Source organism: Halomonas sp. MMH1-48 (genome assembly GCF_022348105.1).
Classification (GTDB): Bacteria; Pseudomonadota; Gammaproteobacteria; order Pseudomonadales; family Halomonadaceae; genus Vreelandella; species Vreelandella piezotolerans.
On record NZ_JAKRFL010000005.1, the window covers coordinates 159,750 to 180,858 of the forward strand.

Genomic DNA, 21,109 nt, shown 5'->3' on the forward strand with positions numbered 1-21,109 from the left:
AAAACTTAGAAGTTGGGTTTGCGCTTCTCGACAAAGGCGCTCATGCCCTCTTTCTGCTCTTGTCCTGCAAAGCAGAAGGCGAATAGGCTGGTTTCCAGGGCCAGGGCGCTATCGAGATCCTGGTCCATGCCGTCGTGGACGGCTTGTTTGGCACCGCGGACCGACTGCGGGCCGTTGCCCTTCAGCTGCTTGGTGAGCTCTTCGACATAGCTCGCAAGCTCGGCCTGGGGCATCACGCGGTTCACGAGGCCAATGCGCAGCGCTTCCTGGGCATCGATTTTGCGCCCGGTGGTAACCAGATCGATCGCCATGGCGGGGCCGACACGACGCGGCAGACGCTGGGTGCCGCCAAAGCCAGGAATGACGCCTAACAAGACTTCCGGCTGGCCGAAGACGGCGTTGTCGCTGGCGACGGCCCAGTCACAGGCCAGCGCCAGTTCGCAGCCGCCGCCAAGGCAAAACCCGTTGACCAGCGCGACCACCGGCACGGGCAGCGTTTCAAGACGCTTGATGGTACGCAGCGCTTGGCTGGCAAAGGCGCGGGCCTCTTCGGGAGTTTTATCACGCATTTCGGTGATATCGGCTCCGGCTACAAAGGATTTTTCTCCAGCACCGGTAATCAACACCGCCCGCAGGCTGGGGTGCGCTTCGAGTTCGACCAAATGCGCTTCCAAGGCGCTGAGCACGTCGCTGTTCAACGCGTTCAAGGCTTTGGGGCGATTGATGGTCAGGCGCACCACGCCGTCGTTATCAACCTTCTCGATCACTGCGTCGCTCATAGTGGCTCCTTGATTGTTATTGCGCGTAGAAGTGGTAACCACTCAACCCTAGCGAACGCTTGGTTGGGTGGCAATCACTTCTTTTGTCGCGCTTCGACCCAGCCGCTGGCTACTCGTAGATATAGAACCCACGGCCGCTCTTACGCCCCAGGTAACCTGCGGCCACCATGCGTTTGAGCAGCGGGCAGGGGCGGTATTTCGGGTCGCCAAAGCCTTCCTGCAGCACGTCCATAATCGCCAAGCACACATCCAGGCCAATCAAATCCGCCAGCGCCAGCGGCCCCATGGGGTGCGCGGCACCTAGCTTCATGGCGTCATCGATGGCTTCCGGTGTCGCGGTGCCCTCCTGCACGATAAACGCGGCTTCGTTGATCATCGGCACCAGCAGGCGGTTCACGGCAAAGCCCGGCGCGTCGCCTACCGGCACGGCGGTTTTGCCAAGCGCCTTGGCCAGCGCTTCGATGCGCTCCACGGTGGCATCCGAGGTCTGCTCGGCGCGAATCACTTCCACCAGCTTGAGTACCGGCACCGGATTGAAGAAGTGCATGCCCACTACCCGCTCAGGGCGCTCGCACACCGCGGCCAGGCGGGTGAGTGACAGCGAAGACGTGTTAGAGGCCAGAATGGCATCGCTGCTCAGATGGCTGAGATCGCGAAACAGTTTCTCTTTCAACGCAGGCTGCTCGGGGGCAGCTTCGATAATCACGCTGCAGTCGCTAAGCGCATCTAGCGCCGTGGTGGTCGAAAGCCGAGCCAGCGCCTCCTGTTTGCCCTCAGCGGTCATCTTCTCTTTGGTAACGAGCTTCTCGAACCCTTTATCGATCGCGCTCTTGGCGCGGGTGAGCTGCTCGTCGGCGACATCGTACAGCCGCACGTTAAAGCCACTGGCCGCGACCACCTGGGCAATGCCCTGCCCCATGGTGCCTGCGCCTACGACGCCAATCCGTTGTTCGCTCATTTCGACTCCCCTGGCTGGTGCTGTTTGGCTTCTTCACGCAGCACGAATTTTTGAATTTTGCCCGTGGACGTTTTCGGCAGTTCGCTAAACACCACCGTTTTCGGCACTTTAAAGCTCGCAAGATGCTTACGGCAGTGGGCGATAATATCCGCCTCGGTGACTTCGCCGTAGCCTATTTTCAATTTCACGAACGCACAGGGCGTTTCGCCCCACTTGTCGTCCGGCTTTGCGACCACGGCAGCCTCTTCCACCGCGGGATGGCTGTAAATGGCATCTTCCACTTCGATGGTAGAGATGTTTTCACCGCCGGAGATGATGATATCTTTCGAGCGGTCTTTGATCTCGATATAGCCATCGGCATGCCATACCGCCAAGTCGCCCGTGTGGTACCAGCCGCCCTCCAGCGCTTTTTCCGTCGCCTCGGCGTTTTTGAGATACCCCTTCATGACGTTGTTGCCACGCATCAGGATTTCGCCCATGGTCTGGCCATCTTTGGCGACGGGTTCTAACGTCACCGGATCGGCGACACAGAGCGCTTCCAGCATGTGGTAACGCACCCCTTGGCGGGCTTTGATTTTAGCGCGGGATTCCAGCGGCAGCTCGTTCCACGCCTCGCGCCAAGCGCACACGGTCACCGGGCCATACACCTCGGTGAGCCCGTACACATGGGTCACTTCGATGCCCAGCTTTTCCACTCCGGCAATCACCGAGGCGGGCGGCGCAGCCCCTGCGGTGGTCACTTTCACCGGATGATCGAACACCCGCTTTTGATCGGCGGGCAGGTTGACCAGCCCGTTGAGCACGATAGGCGCGCCGCTAAAGTGGGTGACGCCCTCTTCGGCGATCAGATCGGTGATGCGTTTGGGGTCGACTTTGCGTAGGCACACGCTGACGCCTGCATTGGCGGCAATGGTCCAGGGGAAACACCAGCCGTTGCAGTGGAACATCGGCAGCGTCCACAGGTACACCGGGTGATGGGGCATGGCCCACTCGAGAATATTACTCACCGCGTTCAGGTAGGCGCCACGATGGTGATACACCACGCCTTTGGGTTTGCCCGTGGTCCCCGACGTGTAATTCAGTGAAATGGCCTGCCACTCGTCGCTCGGCAGTTGATAGGCATACTCAGGATCTCCCTCGGCCAGCAGCGACTCGTACTCCAGCTCGCCGATGCCTTGGGTCTCGCCCAGGAACTCCGGGTCGGCCACGTCGATGATCAGCGGCTTGCTTTCCAATTTGGCCACCGCCGCCTGAATCACCTCGGCAAACTCAGGATCCACTAGAATCGCTTTGGCTTCGCCGTGGGCCAGCATGTAGCCAATCGCGTCGGCATCGAGACGAATATTCAGCGTATTCAGCACGCAGCCCGCGAGCGGCACGCCAAAGTGCGCCTCGAACATGGCGGGAATATTGGGCAGCATGGCGGCCACCGTCTGCCCTGGCTGAATGCCACGCTTATCCAGCGCCGAGGCGAGCTGGCGACAGCGTGTCCAGGTCTCTGCCCAGGTACGGCGCGTCGTGCCATGCACCACAGCCGGATAATCGGGATAGATGGCCGCCGAGCGCTCGATAAAGGTAAGCGGCGAGAGCGGCACATGGTTGGCAGCGGTTGGCGGTAAGTCTCGTTCAAAGATGGAGGTCATGATCGGTTCCTGCACTCTTGGTTTTATTATTGAAGAACTTAGTATGCGCGACGTTCGCCAATCGGCGATGCCTGATGAACACCGCCGCCTAAAAGGCGGCGGCGGGGCTAGTGGGCAAGGTGGCTGTCAAACTGGCTGAAACAGTGCCAGCCGGCCTCGATCACGGCACGCTGGGCGCGGCCCACCGGCAGCCATTGGTGAATGGCAAACTCGGCGCTGCACAGCTTGGTGCGGTAAAACGGCTCATCGCTGCCGCCTTGTACAGCCTGTTGGGCGTGCAGCGCTGCAATGCCCATTTGCCAAGCGCACAGTAGGTGCCCGGCCAGGTTAAGCAGCGGCGTCGCGTAAGCCTGTATGGCATCGGGGCCGTGCTCAGGGGCGCGGCCCTGCTCCAGCACCAAAGCCATGGCGACGCGCAGGTCGTCAGCGCCTGCCGCGAGCGCACTGCCCATGCTGGCCAGCGACGCGTCACCCCGCAGCGTTTCGGCCGTTTTATGCACGTCATCGATCAGCGCCGAGAGTGCCGCGCCGCCGTCTCGCTGCAATTTTCGACCAGCCAAGTCCAGCGCTTGAATGCCGTTGGTGCCTTCATAGATAGGCGCAATGCGCGCATCCCGCAATAACTGGGCAGCGCCGGTCTCTTCCACGTAGCCCATGCCGCCGTGTACCTGCACGCCCATGGACGCGATATCCACCGCTTGGTCCGTCGAGAAGCTCTTGACGATGGGAATCAGCACATCGGCACAGGCCTGGGCGGCTTGGCGTTCGGCCTCGCTCTCTGCATGACGGGCGATATCTAGCTGTCCGGCACAGTAGAGTGCCAGTGCACGCAGCGCGTCGGTGCGGGCGCGCATGGAGAGCAGCATTCGACGCACGTCGAAGTGGTCGCTGATCGTGCATTCGCTGCCGCCGCGCTGCTTTGGCGAACGCCCCTGGGTGCGGTCATTCGCGTAGGCCAAGGCGTGTTGGCAGGCGCGCTCGGCCACGCCAATGCCTTGAATGCCGACCTTATGGCGCGCCTCGTTCATCATGGTGAACATGTGGTTCAACCCGCGCCCCTCTTCACCCACCAAATAGCCGACGGCACCGCCGTTCTCACCAAAACTCAGCGTGCAAGTGGGCGAGCCGTGAATGCCAAGCTTGTGCTCGATGGAGGCGCAGGTGACGTCATTTCGCTCGCCCAGCGAGCCGTCGTCATTGACCAGGAACTTGGGAACCAGGAACAGCGAAATACCCTTATTGCCTTCCGGGGCATCGGGCTTGCGAGCAAGGACGAGGTGAATGATGTTGTCGGCAGCGTCGTGTTCGCCCCAGGTGATGTAAATCTTTTGGCCGCTGATGCGGTAGTGCTCGCCTTCCGGAACGGCTTTGGTGCGCACTTTGGAGAGGTCCGACCCCGCTTGGGGTTCGGTGAGGTTCATGGTGCCAGTCCAAGTCCCTTCGACCAGCTTGGGTAGATAGATGGCTTTGAGAGCATCGCTACCGTGGTGAGCCAGCGCTTCGATGGCACCGGCGGTGAGCATCGGGCACAGCCCCAGAGCCATGTTTGCGCCGTGGAGCATCTCCTGTACCGCGCTGGCCACCACTTCGGGCAGGTTCTGGCCGCCCAGCGATTCCGACACGCCAATGCCGTTCCAGCCGCCTTCGACGTAGGCGTGATAGGCGGCGGCAAAGCCTTCAGGAGTGGTGACGCTGCCATCAGTTTGGCGCTTGGCCCCTTGGCGGTCGCCGGTGCCGTTGAGCGGAGCCCAGACGTCGCCAGCCAGCTTCGCAGCTTCTTCCAAAACGGCCTCGACGAGATCTGGCGTGGCTTCTTCGAATCCCGGCAGCGACAAGGAGCGATGCGCAAGCATCTCTTCGAGCACAAAGCGCAGATCGCGGACCGGCGCAGCATAAACATTCATGGCAAAACCTCAGGCAGACGCGGTGATATAGTAAAAACACTATCGACGATAGTAGTTTCCCTATTTCTTCAACACCATTAGCCCAAGGTCTCAGCAGATAGCCACCTTGACGTCTTACTTGCGCACCTCGGTTTCGACATCGTCGTAGTAGGTGATATGGCTCTCGTCTGCCTGGGGCGGCCCTACCACCGGCTCGGCCACGTCGACCTCGGGTACGACATCAGATAGGTCTTCTAGGTGCTCGTGTTCGAGCGCCCCTTGCACCAGCTCCTCGGTGACCACCAGCTCAGCACCTGCGGCGGTCATCGGCGTCGTAGCATGGAACGGTGCCACGGGCACCGGTGCCGGGCGCACGCTGCGGCGCCAGCCAAAGAAAAACACGAAGAACAGGCTGAGCGCGCCAAATGCCCAGAATAGGCCCGCATCGCCCATTGCCGTCATTACCGGCGAAATCATCAGCGGGCTGACGGTGGCCCCAATCGAGTTGATCAACAGAAGGCCCTGGCTCATCCGCACCAAGGCACCTGCAGGCGCGCGGTCGGCGGCATGGCTCACTGCCACCGGGTAGAGCGCAAAGACGCCGCCGCCCAGCAAAAAGAGCAGCACAGCGAGCAGTGGCGTAGAGAGCGGCAGCCACAGCATGGCCGCCGAAATCACCACGCAGAAGGCACTGATACCGATCAGCACCATTTGGCGGTCGTGGCGGTCCGACCAACGGCCAATGGGGTACTGCAGCAGCATGGCCCCCAAAATTACGACAGCCATCATTTGACCGACTTGGTTAACGCTCATGCCAATGCGCTGTAAATAAAGTGGCAGCAGCGTATAGGCCGCAGCCACCACCATACCAGAGCCAAGGCTGCCCATAACGCCGGTAGGCGTCATGGTAATGAGACGATGCGGCGGCAGCGGTTCAGCGTGTTCGATGAGCGGCGAGACGCGGGGAATCATCGCCATGGGTAGCACCGATAGCGATGCCAGCAGACCAATCACCATGAAGGGTGCTGTGTCGCCCATCGCACTGGTGACCCCCAGCATGAGCTGCCCAAGCACCCCGGCCGCGTAAAGCGAAATCATATAAAGCGCCAGCAGGCGTCCACGTACTTTCTGGTCACCCGCCGTGAGCAGCCAGCTTTCGATGACCAAGTAGACCCCAACGGTCGCCCAGCCGCCAATCAGCCGTAGGGCAAACCACGCCCAAGGATCGAAGAACAGTCCCTGCAGTAGCACGGTCACCGCGACCAGCGATGCAAAGCTGCCGTACGCGCGGATGTGGCCAATGCGCAGCAGCAGGCGGTCGTTGAGCATGGCCCCGATGGCGAGGCCAATGAAATAGGCCGACGAGACGATACCGATCATGGTCGCCGACTCGCCCGCAGCGTCCAGGCGCACGGTAATCAGCGTGGCCAAAAAGCCATTGCCAATACCAAGAATAAACAGCCCTAATAGGGGCGCTAGCGCCATGGCCAGCAGTTGCCGCGACATGCCTACCTCACCTTGCTCAATGGATGAATCGTTGCCGTTTACACGCCATCACATCGAATAGGCAAGAAAACGGGCGCGCAATTATTGCTTTCAGAGGCGCAAAGTCAATGCTTTTTCGCTCCGACACTGAATAAATTAGTGTTTTCTAAAAATTACCACGTCATTACCAGCAAATTCGACTGTTAACCTCTCTTTCGCCGCCCACCAGCGAAAGGTGGCTTCGCTAAAAAAACTGACATGGGTGGGATCGTTGATGTAATGCCAACGGGCGAAGGCTTCTTGGCTCGTCACTCGCTTGGTCATCAGCCCAAGATAGCCGCCATGGTCGAGTTGCGCGATACGCTCACCCAACACCTCGCCCGGCGCCGCCAAGTGTTCGACCACCTCGGTCGCGGTGATGAAATCATACTGGCGGCTGAGCGACACGGCATGGGGCGCGTAAAAAATGTCGTACACGTCCATCTCAAAACCCGCTTCCTCGAACATCACCGAGAGCGTCGGCCCCGGGCCGCAACCAAAATCCAGCCCTTTTGCGCCAGGCGCCAGCTTTTCCGCCAGCGGCGTGAATAAACGCCCCAGAAAGCGTCGATATCCCGTATCCTGCGGCGAGTTTTGGTGCTGGTCATACTCGGCTTTTTCAGCGGCGGCGCTTAAATGCTGCTCACTAGACACAAACACCAGCGCACACGTGGCACACTGGTAGTAATCACGGCGACGGTCTTGATGGTACAGCGCAGACTCTTGCGCGTGGCATAGCGGACAGCGTCGCATCATCGTATTCTCTGGTTTTGACGTTCGTATTTAAGGAAAGAGGCATGCTCTCAGGTCTGGATCATCTTGTGGTTACCGTGACCGATATGGGTCGCGCAGTGGATTTCTACTCTCGCGTATTGGGCCTGGACGTACGCTACCGGGACGCTCAGCGCGTCGATCTCCTGCTGGGCGATACCGCCCTGCGCCTGCACCAAACTGACACGGATATTGCGCCCATTTCCGCCACGCCGACGCCGGGCAGTCTGGATTTATGCCTGCGCTGCCAGCTACCGCTGGACGAGTTCAAGCAGCATCTGGATGCGTTGGCCATCGACGTCGAGCTTGGCCCCGTACCCCGCCAAGGGGCTAGCGGCCCCATTGAATCGCTCTACCTGCGCGACCCCGACGGCAACCTGCTGGAAATTTGTCGCCCGGCAGCGCGTTAGGCGCGACCACATCGTGGGCCGCCCGCGCGTGATAAGTCGCTGCGCCCACGCTATCATAGCGCGCAGCCGAAGTGTCCGCTGGATGCTGGAATAGAACCGATCGAAGAAGGAACGCCCATGCGCGATGACACCCCGCTAGAAGGCGAAGTGGTCGACCGCCACGCCTCACAGGAAGAATCCTCAGCGCCTTCCCCCTCCCCGGACACCACCATGGCCATGGTAATTTACGCACTGTACTTGGCCAGCTTCGTGGTTGGGTTTACCTCGCTGATCGGGGTCATCATTGCCTATGTGTACCGTGGCAAAGGGCCTCACTGGCTGGAAGAGCACTACCGCTACCAAATTCGCACGTTCTGGATGGGCTTGTTGTATGGCAGTATTGCCACCCTGCTCACGCTCGTGCTCATTGGTTTTCCCATGCTGTTGGCGCTGGCCGTCTGGTTCATCGTGCGCTGCGTGAAGGGCTTCAAAGGGCTGCAGGAAAAACGCGCGCCCTCCAATGTCGATAGCTGGCTACTGTAATCCATGACCGAACAGGCAACTCCCTCCGAGACGCGGGCTCGCGCCCGCGCCATCGTCCTGCTCTGGCGCGGACTGTCCCGCTGGCCGATACGCTGGCTATGGCGTATCGCGGCCATGGTCGGCCCCCAGGTATATCGCTTCAGCAAACGCGAGCGACGCGTCACCGACATCAACCTCGCAAAAGTCTATCCCGACACGCCTGTCAGTCAGCGGCGCGCTTTGGCAAAGCAGAGCCTACAGCACTCGACCGCAACGATGCTGGAGCTCGGCCACGCTTGGATGGCCCCGCCAGAGAAGGTAGAAGCCAGTATTTTAAGGGTACATGGGCGCGACAAGCTGGACAGCGCACGAGCAGAAGGGCGTGGTGTGATCGTGCTCGCCCCCCATTTTGGCAACTGGGAAGTGCTGAACTTTTGGCTCTCCAGCCACTTTCCGTTTACGGCCATGTACGAGCCCCCCAAAATCGCCGAGCTAGAGCCGATCATTCGCCATGGCCGCGAGCGCATGGGCGCCAAGCTCGTACCCACGAATCCACGGGGCGTGGCGGCGCTGCTCAAAGCGCTCAAGCGAAGTGAAGCGATTGGTATTTTGCCGGACCAAGAACCGGACTGGGGCAGCGGTATATTTGCCCCCTTTTATGGCCGCGATGCTTATACCGCCACGCTGTTACCCAAACTGGTGGCGCGCACCCAGGCGCGGGTAGTGACCGGTGTGGCCCTACGCATTCCAGGCAAAGGCTTCGAGATCCACTTTCTCGATGCCGACGAGCGGGTGTATAGCGAGGAAGACGCTGTTTCGGCCACCGGTGTGAATGCCAGCGTCGAGGCCTCGATTGCCCTCGACCCGGCCCAATATCAATGGGAGTACAAACGCTACCGTAAGGTGGTGGAAGAGCAGCAAGGGCTGCCAAACGCCAACGACTTCCGTCTCTATTAAGTGAGGATGGGCATGACCGAACGATACCTCCCCAAAGAGGATACGCGTCCGCCACAAATTATTTACGCACTCTATTTGGCAGGCCTGATCACGGCCAACATCACCCTGCTGATCGGCGTCATCATCGCCTATGTCTATCGAAAAGAAGCGGCGCCCTGGCTACAGGCGCACTACCGCTATTTGATCCGCACGTTCTGGATCGGCAGCCTCTACTTCATCGTCACGTTCACCTTGAGCCTGATCTTCATCGGCACGCTGCTCTGGCCACTACTCGTGGTCTGGCTAGGCGTGCGCTGCATCATCGGATGGGTAGCCGTGCGAAAAGGCGAGCCCCCAGCAAGGCCGGGTAGCTGGCTCTGGTAACGACGGCTCATTACTCGTCGCGGTGGCGAGCATAAACGTCATCCAGCCGCTCGATATCATCCTCGCCCAGGTAGCTGCCAGACTGCACTTCGATCAACTCCAGTGGAATTTTGCCTGGGTTCTCCAAGCGGTGCAGTGCGCCGATAGGAATATAGGTGGACTGGTTCTCGCTGACCAAGTACGTACGTTCATCCACGGTTACTTTGGCTGTGCCGCTGACCACCACCCAGTGTTCGGCACGGTGATGGTGGCGCTGCAGCGAGAGCCGCCCACCGGGGCGCACGGTAATGTGCTTCACCTGGTAGCGATCTCCATTATCCATGGCTTGAAAACTGCCCCAGGGGCGGTGCACTTGAGGCGATGTCTGCGGCTCGCTGCGCCCTGCTTGGGTCAGCGCTGCGACGAGCTGCTTGACGCCCTGCGCCTTGTCGCGATGGGCCACCAATACACTGTCAGAGGTTTCCACGACGATCAGGTCTTCCACGCCCAGCGTGGCGACCAAGCGGTGGTTTGCGACTACCAGCGAGCGACGTGTATCGCTCAGTACGCCATCACCGGTCACCACATTGTCTGCCGAATCAGGCGTATGCGTGGCCATCAGCGCATCGAAGCTGCCAATATCACTCCACTGAGCGTCCAAAGGCACCACGGCCGCCTGGGCACAGTGCTCCATGACCGCGTAATCGATCGATTCGCCTGGGCAACGCTGAAAGGCGTGTTCGTCCAAGCGTAAAAAATCGAGGTCGCTTTGAGTGCGCGCCACGGCTTCTTGGCAGGCTGACAACATATCGGGCGCAAGCCGCTCGAGCTCCGCCAAATAACGGGAGGCGCGCAGCAAGAACATACCGCTGTTCCACAGCGTATCTCCCTGGGCCAGCAGCGCTTTGGCTTTCTCCAATACCGGTTTTTCAATAAACGCGGCCAAATGGTGGCCTTCGCCCAAAACGTCACCGCAAGCAATATAGCCATAGCCCGTTTCCGGATGCGTCGGCACCACGCCAAACGTCACTAAATAGCCCTGCTCCGCCAGCGGCTCGGCACGCTGCACGCTGTGCTTAAACGCGGCAACATCGCCTAGTACGTGGTCGGCGGGCAGTACTAATAGCAGTGGATCCTCGCCCGACTGGCGCGCCAGCAGAGCGGCGCAGGCAATGGCAGGAGCGGTATTGCGGCCCACAGGCTCTAGAACGATTTGCCCCTCATGCTGAATTTCACGCAGCTGTTCGGCCATCAAAAAACGGTGCGAGTGGTGGCCCATCAAGATCGGCGGCAGCGTGGACAAGCCCTCCAGACGCGTGAGCGTCTGTTGAAGCAGGCTCTGCTTGCCGGTCAAACGCAAAAACTGCTTGGGCATCTGCTCGCGGGAGAGCGGCCAAAGCCGGGTACCGCTTCCGCCACTCAAAATAACCGGTTGAATCATGGTGTCGTCCTTGCTGATGTTGCTGCGGGGCCAAAGTCCTGCTGCAGCCAGTGGCGAAGTTGGCTCATCCTCGGCGCCTCCTGCGGGTGCGCTAGGGGGGGCAGCATCCCCTCCACGAAGCCACGCCGTTTGAAAGGGTCCAGCAGTGCTGGATCGCCGCTGATGATATGTACCGGTACGGCAGCACTGGCTTCGTCGCCGGTAATCAACGGGGCGGGCTGATGGTCGCCCAGCACGATGAGCAGCGTCTGTTCATTGGCCACGCGCTCGGCCCAGCGTCCTGCCACGCTAACAGCGTAGTCCACCGACCACGCATAGTGGTCGCGAATGCGCTCCAAATCTCGCCAGATCACCTCGGGCGGATCACCCGCGTTCTCCCAAGGGGCATAGAGACTGCCATCGCCCACCAGCGACCAGTTTTCCAGCACGGGCAGAATGGGTGTCCAGGGAGCGTGACTCGAGATCAGTGCGATCTGGGCGAACAGAGGTGAGTTACCCAGCAGCTCGCGCTGAGTATAGTCGAGCGTAAATTGATCCGGCATGGTGACCCAGTTGAGCGGCGGCCCTTCGTAGGGCATGTCTTTTGCGGCGACGATTTGGTCGAAGCCGTAAGCACGCCCCTCTGGCCACGCCAGGGTGATCGCAGGCATCACGCTGAGCGTGCGCTGCCCGGAGGCACGAAAATCGTCGATCATCGTCGAGTGGCCGCTCTCTAGCATCAGTCGATACCAAAGCTGATTGTCTATCCAACGCCCGCTTAGCGTCGTCGCATGGGCAAGCCACGACTGTCCGCCGCGGATGGGCGATGCGACCAACCCCGATACCACGTGCAGGTCACGCTGGGATAGTCGTCGCTTAAGGTCTTCCAAGGTGAGCAGCAGTGTGCGGTTATAGCGAGGGTCTTTCAGGGCAGACACACCATAAGACTCGATGAACGTCAGTAGTACGTTTCGCCCTGCCAAACCTGGCAGTACCTGCGCCGCTATCGGCGTCTCTTCCAACTGCGCGGTAAACGCTTGCCGAGCGCGGTGCGTATCGACCACCTGTTCCCACTGAAAACGGGCAGTGGCGACCATCGGCAGTGCGGCCTGGGGAACTAGGCGATAGTGATTTACCTCTAACAGAGCCATACTCGAACTGACCACTAGCAACACGACGGCCGCGTTTCTCGCCCGACCACGGCGCGTGGGAGGGCGAGCAGGCAGTAGCAGGCGCAGCATGAGCCACAGCACGCCAATGAGCAGTACACCGCCTAGCAACATCAGGCAAATTGCCGCCAGTTGGCCTACATTACCCACTAGTAAATGGTAAATGGAGCGCACGAGCGGCACGTCCAGATAAAGGTTCAGCGAACGGCCAAACGCCGTATGCGTAGCGGCATCGCCAAGGTTGGTCGCCGTTGCCAATGCCAGGGCGCTCACGACACCGCTCCCCAACCAGCGCCGCCAGCGACCGGCCGGTAGCAGTAGCATGGCCGGGGCAATCACCCACGCTTCCCAGGCGATCAAGGGCGATAGCGTGCCAAAGCGCCACCACAGCGGAGCCACCAGCAGCACATTCAGCGCACAAGCCGTAATGAGGAGACGACGCATTCATTTCACCAGTAGCGTTGAGGAGAGCATCAGCGGTATAACCGATTGAAGGCCCTGGAGCCTTGAACCGTTAAACCACTATTTTTAACACAGCTTGCTAAGCGTATAGGTTTTGTTTAAACATTTCACACAATGACGTGTTGTCCACTCTATCAGGTCACGAAAGGAACTCGCCCATGGATTGTCGAACGGCTGCAAAATGGATCGTCTCACTGAGTTGGATGCTTGCCCTTCCCGCTGCCGCCAGCGAAGATCCCGTGTTTCAACAAGTCATAGAACGCGCCAAACAATTAGCTGCTGCCCCCTATACAGCTCCCGACGCCCAGTTGCCCGAAGCGCTACGATCACTTGACTACGATGGCTATCGACAAATTCGCTTCAACCCAGAGCGCGCCTACTGGCGCGAGGAAAGCCCCTTTAGCCTACAGCTCTTCCACAGCGGGTTTCTATTTCAAACGCCGGTGGCACTCAATCTGGTCGAAAACGGTGAGGTCGTCCCGCTCGACTTCACCACCGACGATTTTCGCTACGATGGCGACGCCAGCGACCTGCTGGAGCACGACCTGAGCGGCAGCGGACACGCCGGATTTCGTCTCCACTATCCGCTCAATAATCCCGACTATGCGGATGAATTCTCCGTCTTTCTCGGCGCCAGCTACTTTCGTTTAGTGGGCCAACATCAAGCCTACGGGTTATCCACCCGGGGGCTGGCGATCGACACCGCCTCGTCCCAGGGCGAAGAATTCCCTGCCTTTCGTGAGTTTTGGCTAGTCACGCCAGACAGCGACGCCGAGAGCGTCACGCTCATGGCGCTGATGGATAGCCCGTCGCTCAGCGGTGCCTACCGATTCACGCTCACCCCTGGGGCGCACACCGAAGCCGACATAGAAGCCGAGATCTTTGCCCGGGAAGATATCGAAAAAGTCGGCATCGCCCCACTGACCAGTATGTTCACCTTTGGAGAAGCGAGCGCCCAGCGGCCAGATGACTTTCGCCCTCAAGTGCATGACTCCGATGGTCTTTTAATGCACACCGGTAGCGGCGAGTGGATCTGGCGACCGCTGAGCAACCCCAGTGAGGTCCGTGTGTCGAGCTTCGTCGATGATGCACCACAAGGCTTTGGCCTGATGCAGCGCGAACGTCGCTTCGACCGCTACTTGGACCTGGAAGCCAACTACCATCGCCGCCCTAGCCAGTGGGTCGAGCCGCTGGAGGCATGGGGAAAAGGTCACGTGGAGCTGGTGGAAATACCCACCCCTGACGAAACCCACGACAACATCGTGGCTTACTGGGTCGCCGAAGATGCGCTCGACGCCGGTGACTCTCGGCGCCTGCACTACCGCACTTACACTTTGAACGAGCAGCCCGACGCCCACGCACTGGGAAAAGTGATACGCACTCGGCATGGCAGCGCCGCCGTACCGGGTGAAGCGGACTCCCCATCCGCCGAGCAGCGCCAGTTCGTGGTCGATTTTAGCGGCGGCGCGTTAGAGACGTTAGCGGCCGATGCAGAGCTCTCACTGGATATCAGCGTGCGCGATGGCGAAGCGCTACTGCCCCAAATCAAAGTACTCCCCCATCACGGCCGACGCGCCACGTTCAGGCTTCCACCCAGCCCCCAGCCGAGCGATATACGCTTGCGTTTGATGAGAGACGGTGAGCCCGTCACCGAAACCTGGAACTACGTGTGGTATCCCAATGCGTAATCCACCTTCGTTAATGCCGTCCATACCGTGGCTCAACGCTCGGCGCGCACTGCTAGCCACGCTGGTCATTGGTACCAGCCTGCTGGGCTGCGCCGCCATGGTGCAAGTAGTGACCAACCTCGCGCTGGGCTGGCAAATCGCCATGCTGACGCTATTTGGCCTCACCTTCAGCTGGATTGCGCTGGCTTTTTGGGGGGCCATTTGCGGTTTTGTGATCTGTGCGCTGCGTCTCGACCCGCTTAGCCTCAAACCCTTGACGGCAGAGCGACCGACCGCCAGTCGCTTGGTCAGCCGGACGGCGCTGGTCATGCCGATTTACGCCGAGCCGCCCATTCCCACCATTGCCGGATTGGAGGCTACTTGCCGCTCACTGCTTCAACAGCCAAGCACACAGGGCGAGGACACCGCCCGCGTCATCGGTCAGCACTTCGAAGTGTTCATCCTCAGCGATACCCAAGACCCGACCCAAGCCGACGAAGAAGCCGCCCACGTGGCTGCGCTTCAGCAACGTATGGCTGGCCAGATGGCAGTGCACTACCGCCGTCGTCCCAATAACCACGAGCGCAAAGCAGGCAATATTGCCGACTTCTGTCGTCGCTGGGGCCGCCGCTACGACTACATGATCGTCCTGGATGCCGACAGCCTGATGAGCGGCGATACGCTGCTGCACATGGTGCACCAAATGCAGCGCTACCCCACCGTGGGCCTGATTCAAACCGTGCCCATTCCCGTTGGCCAGCGCACGCTGTTTGGCCGTTTTACCCAGCTCGCCTCGGCGCTGTACAGCCCGATGCTGGCAGCGGGCCAAAGCTTTTGGCAGGGCGACGCTGCCAACTATTGGGGGCACAATGCGATCATTCGCACCCGCGCCTTCATGGCCCACGCAGGGTTGCCAACGCTCTCCGGCAAACCGCCGCTAGGGGGCGAGCTGTTGAGCCACGATTTTGTGGAAGCGGCTCTGTTGAGACGTGGCGGCTGGCAGGTGCTACTGGATACGTCGGCAACGGCAGCGCTGTCCCGGCGCGACCCCCACGCCAGCGCCTCGCGCAACAGTTTCGAAGCCATGCCCAGCAACCTACTCGACTTCGCCAAGCGCGACCGCCGCTGGCTCCAGGGCAATCTTCAGCACCTGCGCCTGTTGACGGGCGCGGGCTTTCACGTCATCAGTCGCCTGCATTTCTTTTTTGGCGCGTTTGCTTACTTGTCGTCGCTGGTCTGGCTGGGGCTGCTGGTGTGTACCAGCCTGATGGTGGGCTACCACGCCATCGATGGGGCGACCGAGCCGGTCTTGCCCAAGGCGCTCTCGCTGTGGCTATTGAGCACCACGCTCGGCATGCTGATGGCCCCCAAACTACTCGGCCTACTGCTGTCCTTCTGCCAGTGCCCCCACGCCTTTGGCGGGCGCTTCAAATTGGTGGTCAGCACGCTGCTCGAAATCGTATTTGCCGCGCTCATTGCGCCGCTGATGATGGCGTGGCACAGCCTATTCATCATCAATGTGTTGATTGGTCGTGCCATTGACTGGCAAACCCAACATCGCGGCGAGCGCTCGTTGAGCTGGCGTGAAACCTGGCGGCATACCGGATGGATGACGCTATGCGGTGCGCTGTGGGCGGGCGTGATGGTGCTGTTTTCACCCTCGGCGTTCGGCTGGTTGACCCCTGCTTGGCTCGGGCTCGTGGCCGCCGCACCGTTGGTAAAGTACTCCAGTAGCGGTACCTGGGGGGGCGTGGTGAGCCATCGGCTAGGGTTGCTGCATACGCCTAGCATTAGCCTGAAACCGGCGCTCCTCAAAGATTTTGCCGATCTGACGGCACGCAGCCCTGCAGCGCTGAACATGGACGGCGACCTCACGCTGAATATCCCCCCCAGTGAGCTGTATGGCGACATGCCTTGCCAACTCTTAAGACCCGGAAAGTCGTCACAAACGTCGACCGTTTCACGCGCGAAGGAACCCCATTAAATGCCCTCTACGCTTCAGCAACTTCGCAGCGCCAGCGGCTTGGCCCGTTCCCTGTTCATCTATTGGCGGCCTGGGCGGCAACGCAGTTTGAAGCGGCTCTACCAGCCCTTTCTAGTGCCCGGCGATATCGCTTTCGATATTGGCGCCCACCTAGGCGACCGCAGCGCCGCGTTTCAAGCGCTGGGTGCCCAGGTCATCGCCTTGGAGCCCCAGCCAGCGCTGGCCAAATGGTTTCAACGGCTGCTAAAAAGCCCACACATTACACTGCTGCCGCTGGCGGTTGGCCCCACTCCAGGTCATGCGGAGATTGCCATTAGCGTCGGTAACCCTACTCTTTCGACGCTTGCCACCGAATGGCGCCGCCACGTGGGCGAGCGCAACGCTGGCTTTCAACGGGTGCGCTGGGAAGAGACGCTACAGGTCGAGATGACCACCTTGGATGCCTTGATCGAACGTTTCGGCGAACCCCGCTTTATCAAAATCGACGTAGAGGGGTTCGAGGCGGAGGTGTTGCAAGGTCTTTCCTGCCCGGTAGCCGCTTTATCGATGGAGTTCGTGGCAGGCATGCTGGATGTCACTCACGCCTGCCTGGCAGAGGTCAACCGGCTAGGCGACTACCGTTTCAATGCCATCGCTGGCGAGCAACGTCAGTTCCGCTTTGCTACTTGGTTAACTCCGGAGGAGATGGCCTCTTGGTTAGCCGAAGGCGCTGAGCAGCTCGCCTCAGGCGACATCTACGCCTGTCGTAGCGATCACCCGCTGCTCACCTCCTAACACACTGCGCCCCAGCGCTTCTCCCCAACGACACAAACGCTAACGAGACGCTATGGTTTATCATTGGCAACACTTGACCGCCCCTCAACTGAATGCCCTTGCCCAGCACGACCCGGTCGCGGTCATTACCTTAGGTGCCATCGAGCAGCACGGCACCCACCTACCCTTGGGCACCGACCTCATCATTGGTGAAGGGCTGCAGGCCGACATGCTGGTACAACTCGAGCGTCTGGCGAAGGATGTCGAGGTGCTGTGTCTACCCGCCATCGCGGTAGGGGCCAGCGACGAGCATGCAAGCTTCGCAGGCACATTGAGCCTGCCCGCACCGCTGGCTATTGCCACGCTGGAAGCGTACGGCGAGAGCATTGCCCGTACAGGCATTCGTAAGCTCGTGCTGATCAATAGTCACGGCGGGAATAAAGCGGTGATGGATCTAGCCGCGCTCACGCTTCGGCGGCGCTGTCACATGCGCGTAGTCAAAGCGACCTATACACGATTGCCGCCTTTAGAGGGCGCCATGAATGCCGATGAGCTACGTTATGGACTGCATGGCGGGCTGCTGGAGACGGCGATGATGCAGCACTTAGCACCGCAACTCGTCACTCTCGATGACTATACGCCTGCTGCTCCAGCCATGCCTGCGGAAGGCGCGCTGGTCAGCCCCGAGGGTAGCGCTGCCTTTGCTTGGTTAGGGGAAGATTTGAGTGAACATGGCGTGGCTGGAGATGCCAGCCACGCTAACGCCGCACTGGGTGAACGGCTCGTCCACCACTATGCCTACCAGCTTGCTCAGGTCATTGTGGAAACCGCTCGACTACCGCCACTGGGAGCGCCAGCGGCGGGCAAGCGTTAACGGCTGCGACTCTCGAGCACCTCATCCAAAAAGTGACCCGCTCGGCTGGCTTTGGCACTTAGGTAGCGGTGGTTGTGATCCGTTACGCTGCCATATAGCGCTTGGCGGGACACCACTTCGATACCGCCCTCTTTCAGGGCTGACATTTTCAGCGGATTGTTGGTGAGTAGCTGCACTTGATCGATACTCAACGCGTTCAGCATATCCACCGCCACGGCGTACTGGCGCTCGTCGTCGCCAAAGCCCAGCACTTGATCGGCATCGACGGTGTCCAGTCCGCTATCTTGCAGCGTGTAGGCGCGCAGCTTGTTCGCCAAGCCGATCCCGCGCCCCTCTTGGGCCAAGTAGAGCAGCACACCGCCACCCATGGCCTGAATATCCGCCACGGCGTTGCGCAACTGCTCACCGCAGTCGCAGCGCAGACTGCCAAACAAATCACCGGTCAAACACGCCGAATGCATACGCAGCGGTACCGGACCCTGCACATCATCGAGCTGGCCGATGACCACGGCCACATGCTCACGCAAACCATCCGGTTCACGGAACAGCACGAAGCGACTATTGGGGGCATCTTCCAACGGAATATTGGCTTCGCTCACCCGCTTTAGCATACCCGGCGCACCCGCCAAACACTTATGCGCATCGTCAGCGTTGACCTCCAGTAGCCGCCCTTGGGCAATATGTTTGTCAATGTCGTGGCGAGCATCCTCACTCACCAGAGCGGTTAACGCGGCAGGGATCAGCAGTGCTCGGCGCATGAGGGCCACTGCCCCGCGCTCGGCGACGCCAGCGGGTTTCAAGCCGCTCAACAGCGCACTGGGCTTTTTGCCAGCGTCAGCCACGGCCAGTTGATGCAGCTCGCGCTCGCCAATGTGTTCTGCCAACGGCAGGCAGGCGGCCTCTGCACTCAGCGACATGCCCATGGCCTCCAAACGATGCCGCGTGAGCACCAGCGCAGGGCGCGCACCCGCCAGCTGGGCCAGGGTATCCACCGAACGGCTACCCTCTAGCGCTTGGACCAGAAGGCGCTGCTCACCGCTGCTGATCACGACCGGTAAACCGCGACGAATATCGAAAATGGCGCGTTCAATTTGATACATGTAGGCCTCCAGGTTGCCTAATGGTATGGGCAAAGGTTGCTTGCGTTGGGCAACATGGCCCCGCATGATCTGAGGTTATTTTCAGTGTGGAGGCGTCATGCCCGACTCCAGTAATACATCCCATTCGATCGATCTCGATACCGCTTGGCAGTGGCTGCTCGCCCAAAGCGACGGCACCTCTATCAAGGCGGATCTTTCGGTCACCCGCGACGGCGCGTGGCAGTCGCCGCACGCCGTCACGCCCCAAGCCCAGACAGCCTTGGACTGCCTGACGCCGCTGGCGTTGCAACCCCGCTGGGTCGTCGCCCAGCTGGGGCAGAGTTTGGATGGGCGAATTGCCACGGAAAGCGGCCACTCCCATTACATCAACGGCCATGAAAGCATCGTGCATTTGCATCGGCTGCGCGCGCTGGCCGATGCGGTCGTGGTCGGTGCGGGTACTGCAGCGGCCGACAACCCCCAGCTCACCGTTCGCCATGTCACTGGCCGCCACCCGACGCGAGTCGTCCTCGACCCTCGTGGTCGCGTGCCCGGTCATCTTGCGCTGTTTCGCAGCAGCGAGGTCAAGACCTTGCACATTACTGGGCCAGACGTGACGACTGCGCCCAGCCACGCGGAGCACTGCGTGCTGGCCTTGAATGCCCACGGCCAGTTCGACCCAGCGAAGGTCATTACGCTGCTGGCGGAACGTGGGCTCACACGTGTGCTGGTAGAAGGCGGCGGTGTCACCATTTCCCAATTCATCGAGGCATACTGCGTTGATCGACTGCATCTGATGGTAGCCCCGCTGCTGATCGGCTCCGGCAGGCCCGGCCTGCAAATGACGCCCATCGAGACGCTGGAGAGCGCGCTGCGCCCCACGATGCGCTCGTTCCGGTGTGGCGACGACACGCTGTTCGACGTGATGCTGCGCGACGTCTAGCCCACCTGCAGCGGTCGGGCCAAAGGGCGTGGAATCTGTCGATGTAGAACCTGTAGAAGGGGTGGCGCGACCACGTTTAGCCAACGCCACCCATATGCCCGGCAGACTAGAGAGCAGCACCAGGACACCGTAGGCCAACGAGATCGCAACCCCTTGCGCGGCTGGCAACCCCACCAAGACCCAAATAGCGGCAGCCGCGCCTTCCCGCAGGCCCCAGCCCGCAATCGATAAGGGGACTAACATGGCCAGCAGCAATACGGGGGTCAGCGCCAATAGGTCGAACACGGGCATCTCGCTACCCATGGCTCGGGCGGCGCACACCATCACCCCGCCATAGCTGAGCACGATGGCCAGCGAAGAGGCCAACTGCAGCGGCCATGCCCGACGCGCCAGCAGTCCACGGCGCACATCCCGTCCCAGCGCGATGCACCACTGAGGCAGTGCAGGCCCTTTCGGGCTGCGACACCAAACGCCCAGAGCGATCGCAGCCAAGAGCAGTGCCGCCACACCGACGACCAGCCCGAACAGCAGCGGGCCACCCAGCGCGGCGTGCCACAGCGGCGAGGCCGTCAGTGCCACCAGGGTCAGCACCACCACGGCCATTTGCCCCGAGGCCCGCTCGATGACTACCGCTCGCCAGGCGCTTCCCTTGGATGCAGCTTGTCGAGCATGACGATGGGCGCGTCCCGCATCGCCCAATACGCCCCCCGGAAGCAGTTGATTGACCAACAGCGCCAAGTAATACTCGCGCAGGGCATAACGAAATCGCAGCGGCACATCTACCCGACCAGCAGTGAACTGCCAACGCCAAGCGCTGAGCATCACCTGCAGCACACTGATGGCTAACGCCGCCAGCACCCATTCGGGCGCGAAGCGTTTCACCTCGGCCAGAATGGCGGCAGGCTCTACCCACAGGGCCACCGCCGCCAATAGCGCCGCGCTGACGATGCCGCGCTGCACCCATGGCCGACGTAACCAGTGCCCGCTCAT

General features: G+C 60.7%; 18 protein-coding genes and 1 pseudogene. 9 read left to right on the plus strand and 10 right to left on the minus strand.

Translation table 11 applies throughout. From position 1 onward, the window contains the following. Positions 1-5 precede the first annotated feature (5 nt). The 6 genes from MHM37_RS07245 to MHM37_RS07270 all read right to left on the minus strand — a co-directional run bounded on the left by MHM37_RS07245 (position 6) and on the right by MHM37_RS07270 (position 7,543). Positions 6-779, minus strand: coding sequence for an enoyl-CoA hydratase-related protein (locus MHM37_RS07245; RefSeq protein WP_239296143.1), 774 nt, complete (start codon positions 777-779; stop codon positions 6-8). A 109-nt stretch (positions 780-888) separates the two neighbouring features. Next, the gene (locus MHM37_RS07250; RefSeq protein ID WP_153842287.1) at positions 889-1,737 is read right to left on the minus strand and encodes a 3-hydroxybutyryl-CoA dehydrogenase; all 849 of its coding nucleotides are present in this window, start codon (positions 1,735-1,737) and stop codon (positions 889-891) included. Beyond that, on the minus strand, positions 1,734-3,380 hold the full coding sequence (locus tag MHM37_RS07255; RefSeq protein ID WP_239296144.1) for an acyl-CoA synthetase: 1,647 nt from the start codon (positions 3,378-3,380) through the stop codon (positions 1,734-1,736). The genes MHM37_RS07250 and MHM37_RS07255 overlap by 4 nt, the downstream gene beginning before the upstream one ends. Positions 3,381-3,487: 107 nt before the next feature. After that, positions 3,488-5,284: an acyl-CoA dehydrogenase gene (locus MHM37_RS07260; protein ID WP_239296145.1), complete on the minus strand. Its 1,797-nt coding sequence runs from the start codon at positions 5,282-5,284 to the stop codon at positions 3,488-3,490. A 114-nt stretch (positions 5,285-5,398) separates the two neighbouring features. Beyond that, the gene (locus MHM37_RS07265) at positions 5,399-6,769 is read right to left on the minus strand and encodes an MFS transporter (protein ID WP_153842284.1); all 1,371 of its coding nucleotides are present in this window, start codon (positions 6,767-6,769) and stop codon (positions 5,399-5,401) included. A gap of 135 nt (positions 6,770-6,904) precedes the next feature. Continuing rightward, positions 6,905-7,543, minus strand: a complete 639-nt coding sequence (locus MHM37_RS07270; protein WP_153842283.1) for a class I SAM-dependent methyltransferase — start codon at positions 7,541-7,543, stop codon at positions 6,905-6,907. Positions 7,544-7,584: 41 nt separating this feature from the next. Between MHM37_RS07270 and MHM37_RS07275 the strand changes: the two genes are divergently transcribed. From MHM37_RS07275 to MHM37_RS07290, 4 genes are all read left to right on the plus strand, one after another. Continuing rightward, positions 7,585-7,968 (plus strand): VOC family protein, encoded by a 384-nt coding sequence (locus MHM37_RS07275; RefSeq protein ID WP_153842282.1) that lies wholly within the window; start codon positions 7,585-7,587, stop codon positions 7,966-7,968. A 117-nt stretch (positions 7,969-8,085) separates the two neighbouring features. Next, positions 8,086-8,490, plus strand: coding sequence for a DUF4870 domain-containing protein (locus MHM37_RS07280; RefSeq protein WP_153842281.1), 405 nt, complete (start codon positions 8,086-8,088; stop codon positions 8,488-8,490). Positions 8,491-8,493: 3 nt separating this feature from the next. Further along, positions 8,494-9,426, plus strand: coding sequence for a lipid A biosynthesis acyltransferase (locus MHM37_RS07285; protein ID WP_153842280.1), 933 nt, complete (start codon positions 8,494-8,496; stop codon positions 9,424-9,426). A gap of 12 nt (positions 9,427-9,438) precedes the next feature. After that, positions 9,439-9,789 carry a DUF4870 domain-containing protein gene (locus MHM37_RS07290; protein ID WP_139525324.1) on the plus strand — a complete coding sequence of 117 codons (351 nt, stop codon included), beginning with the start codon at positions 9,439-9,441 and terminating at the stop codon, positions 9,787-9,789. Between the two features lie 10 nt (positions 9,790-9,799). Here MHM37_RS07290 and MHM37_RS07295 read toward each other — a convergent pair whose 3' ends face one another. Together MHM37_RS07295 and MHM37_RS07300 are read right to left on the minus strand one after the other, a co-directional pair. Further along, positions 9,800-11,209 (minus strand): mannose-1-phosphate guanylyltransferase/mannose-6-phosphate isomerase, encoded by a 1,410-nt coding sequence (locus MHM37_RS07295; RefSeq protein WP_239296146.1) that lies wholly within the window; start codon positions 11,207-11,209, stop codon positions 9,800-9,802. Beyond that, on the minus strand, positions 11,206-12,801 hold the full coding sequence (locus MHM37_RS07300; protein ID WP_153842278.1) for an alkaline phosphatase: 1,596 nt from the start codon (positions 12,799-12,801) through the stop codon (positions 11,206-11,208). The genes MHM37_RS07295 and MHM37_RS07300 overlap by 4 nt, the downstream gene beginning before the upstream one ends. A gap of 176 nt (positions 12,802-12,977) precedes the next feature. On the opposite strand from MHM37_RS07300, the gene MHM37_RS07305 reads away from it, so the two are divergent. Genes MHM37_RS07305 through MHM37_RS07320 form a run of 4 tightly spaced genes read left to right on the plus strand, consistent with a single transcriptional unit; the run spans position 12,978 to position 18,097 of the window. After that, positions 12,978-14,507, plus strand: coding sequence for a glucan biosynthesis protein G (locus MHM37_RS07305; protein ID WP_153842277.1), 1,530 nt, complete (start codon positions 12,978-12,980; stop codon positions 14,505-14,507). Further along, positions 14,500-16,470: a glucans biosynthesis glucosyltransferase MdoH gene (gene mdoH, locus MHM37_RS07310; RefSeq protein ID WP_219863109.1), complete on the plus strand. Its 1,971-nt coding sequence runs from the start codon at positions 14,500-14,502 to the stop codon at positions 16,468-16,470. The genes MHM37_RS07305 and mdoH overlap by 8 nt, the downstream gene beginning before the upstream one ends. Next, entirely contained in the window at positions 16,471-17,244 is a 774-nt protein-coding gene (locus MHM37_RS07315) for an FkbM family methyltransferase (protein ID WP_153842275.1), read from the plus strand. A gap of 52 nt (positions 17,245-17,296) precedes the next feature. Then, a complete protein-coding gene (locus tag MHM37_RS07320) occupies positions 17,297-18,097 on the plus strand; it encodes a creatininase family protein (RefSeq protein ID WP_153842274.1) in 801 nt (266 codons plus the stop codon). Here MHM37_RS07320 and ribA read toward each other — a convergent pair. After that, positions 18,094-19,197 carry a GTP cyclohydrolase II RibA gene (ribA, locus tag MHM37_RS07325; RefSeq protein WP_139525317.1) on the minus strand — a complete coding sequence of 368 codons (1,104 nt, stop codon included), beginning with the start codon at positions 19,195-19,197 and terminating at the stop codon, positions 18,094-18,096. The two genes, MHM37_RS07320 and ribA, sit on opposite strands and share 4 nt — an antisense overlap. A 97-nt stretch (positions 19,198-19,294) precedes the next feature. Between ribA and MHM37_RS07330 the strand changes: the two genes are divergently transcribed. After that, positions 19,295-20,119 (plus strand): RibD family protein, encoded by an 825-nt coding sequence (locus MHM37_RS07330; protein WP_239296153.1) that lies wholly within the window; start codon positions 19,295-19,297, stop codon positions 20,117-20,119. A 123-nt stretch (positions 20,120-20,242) separates the two neighbouring features. On the opposite strand, the pseudogene MHM37_RS07335 reads toward MHM37_RS07330, so the two are convergent. Beyond that, positions 20,243-21,109: pseudogene (locus MHM37_RS07335) on the minus strand (lysylphosphatidylglycerol synthase transmembrane domain-containing protein); the annotation flags it as partial.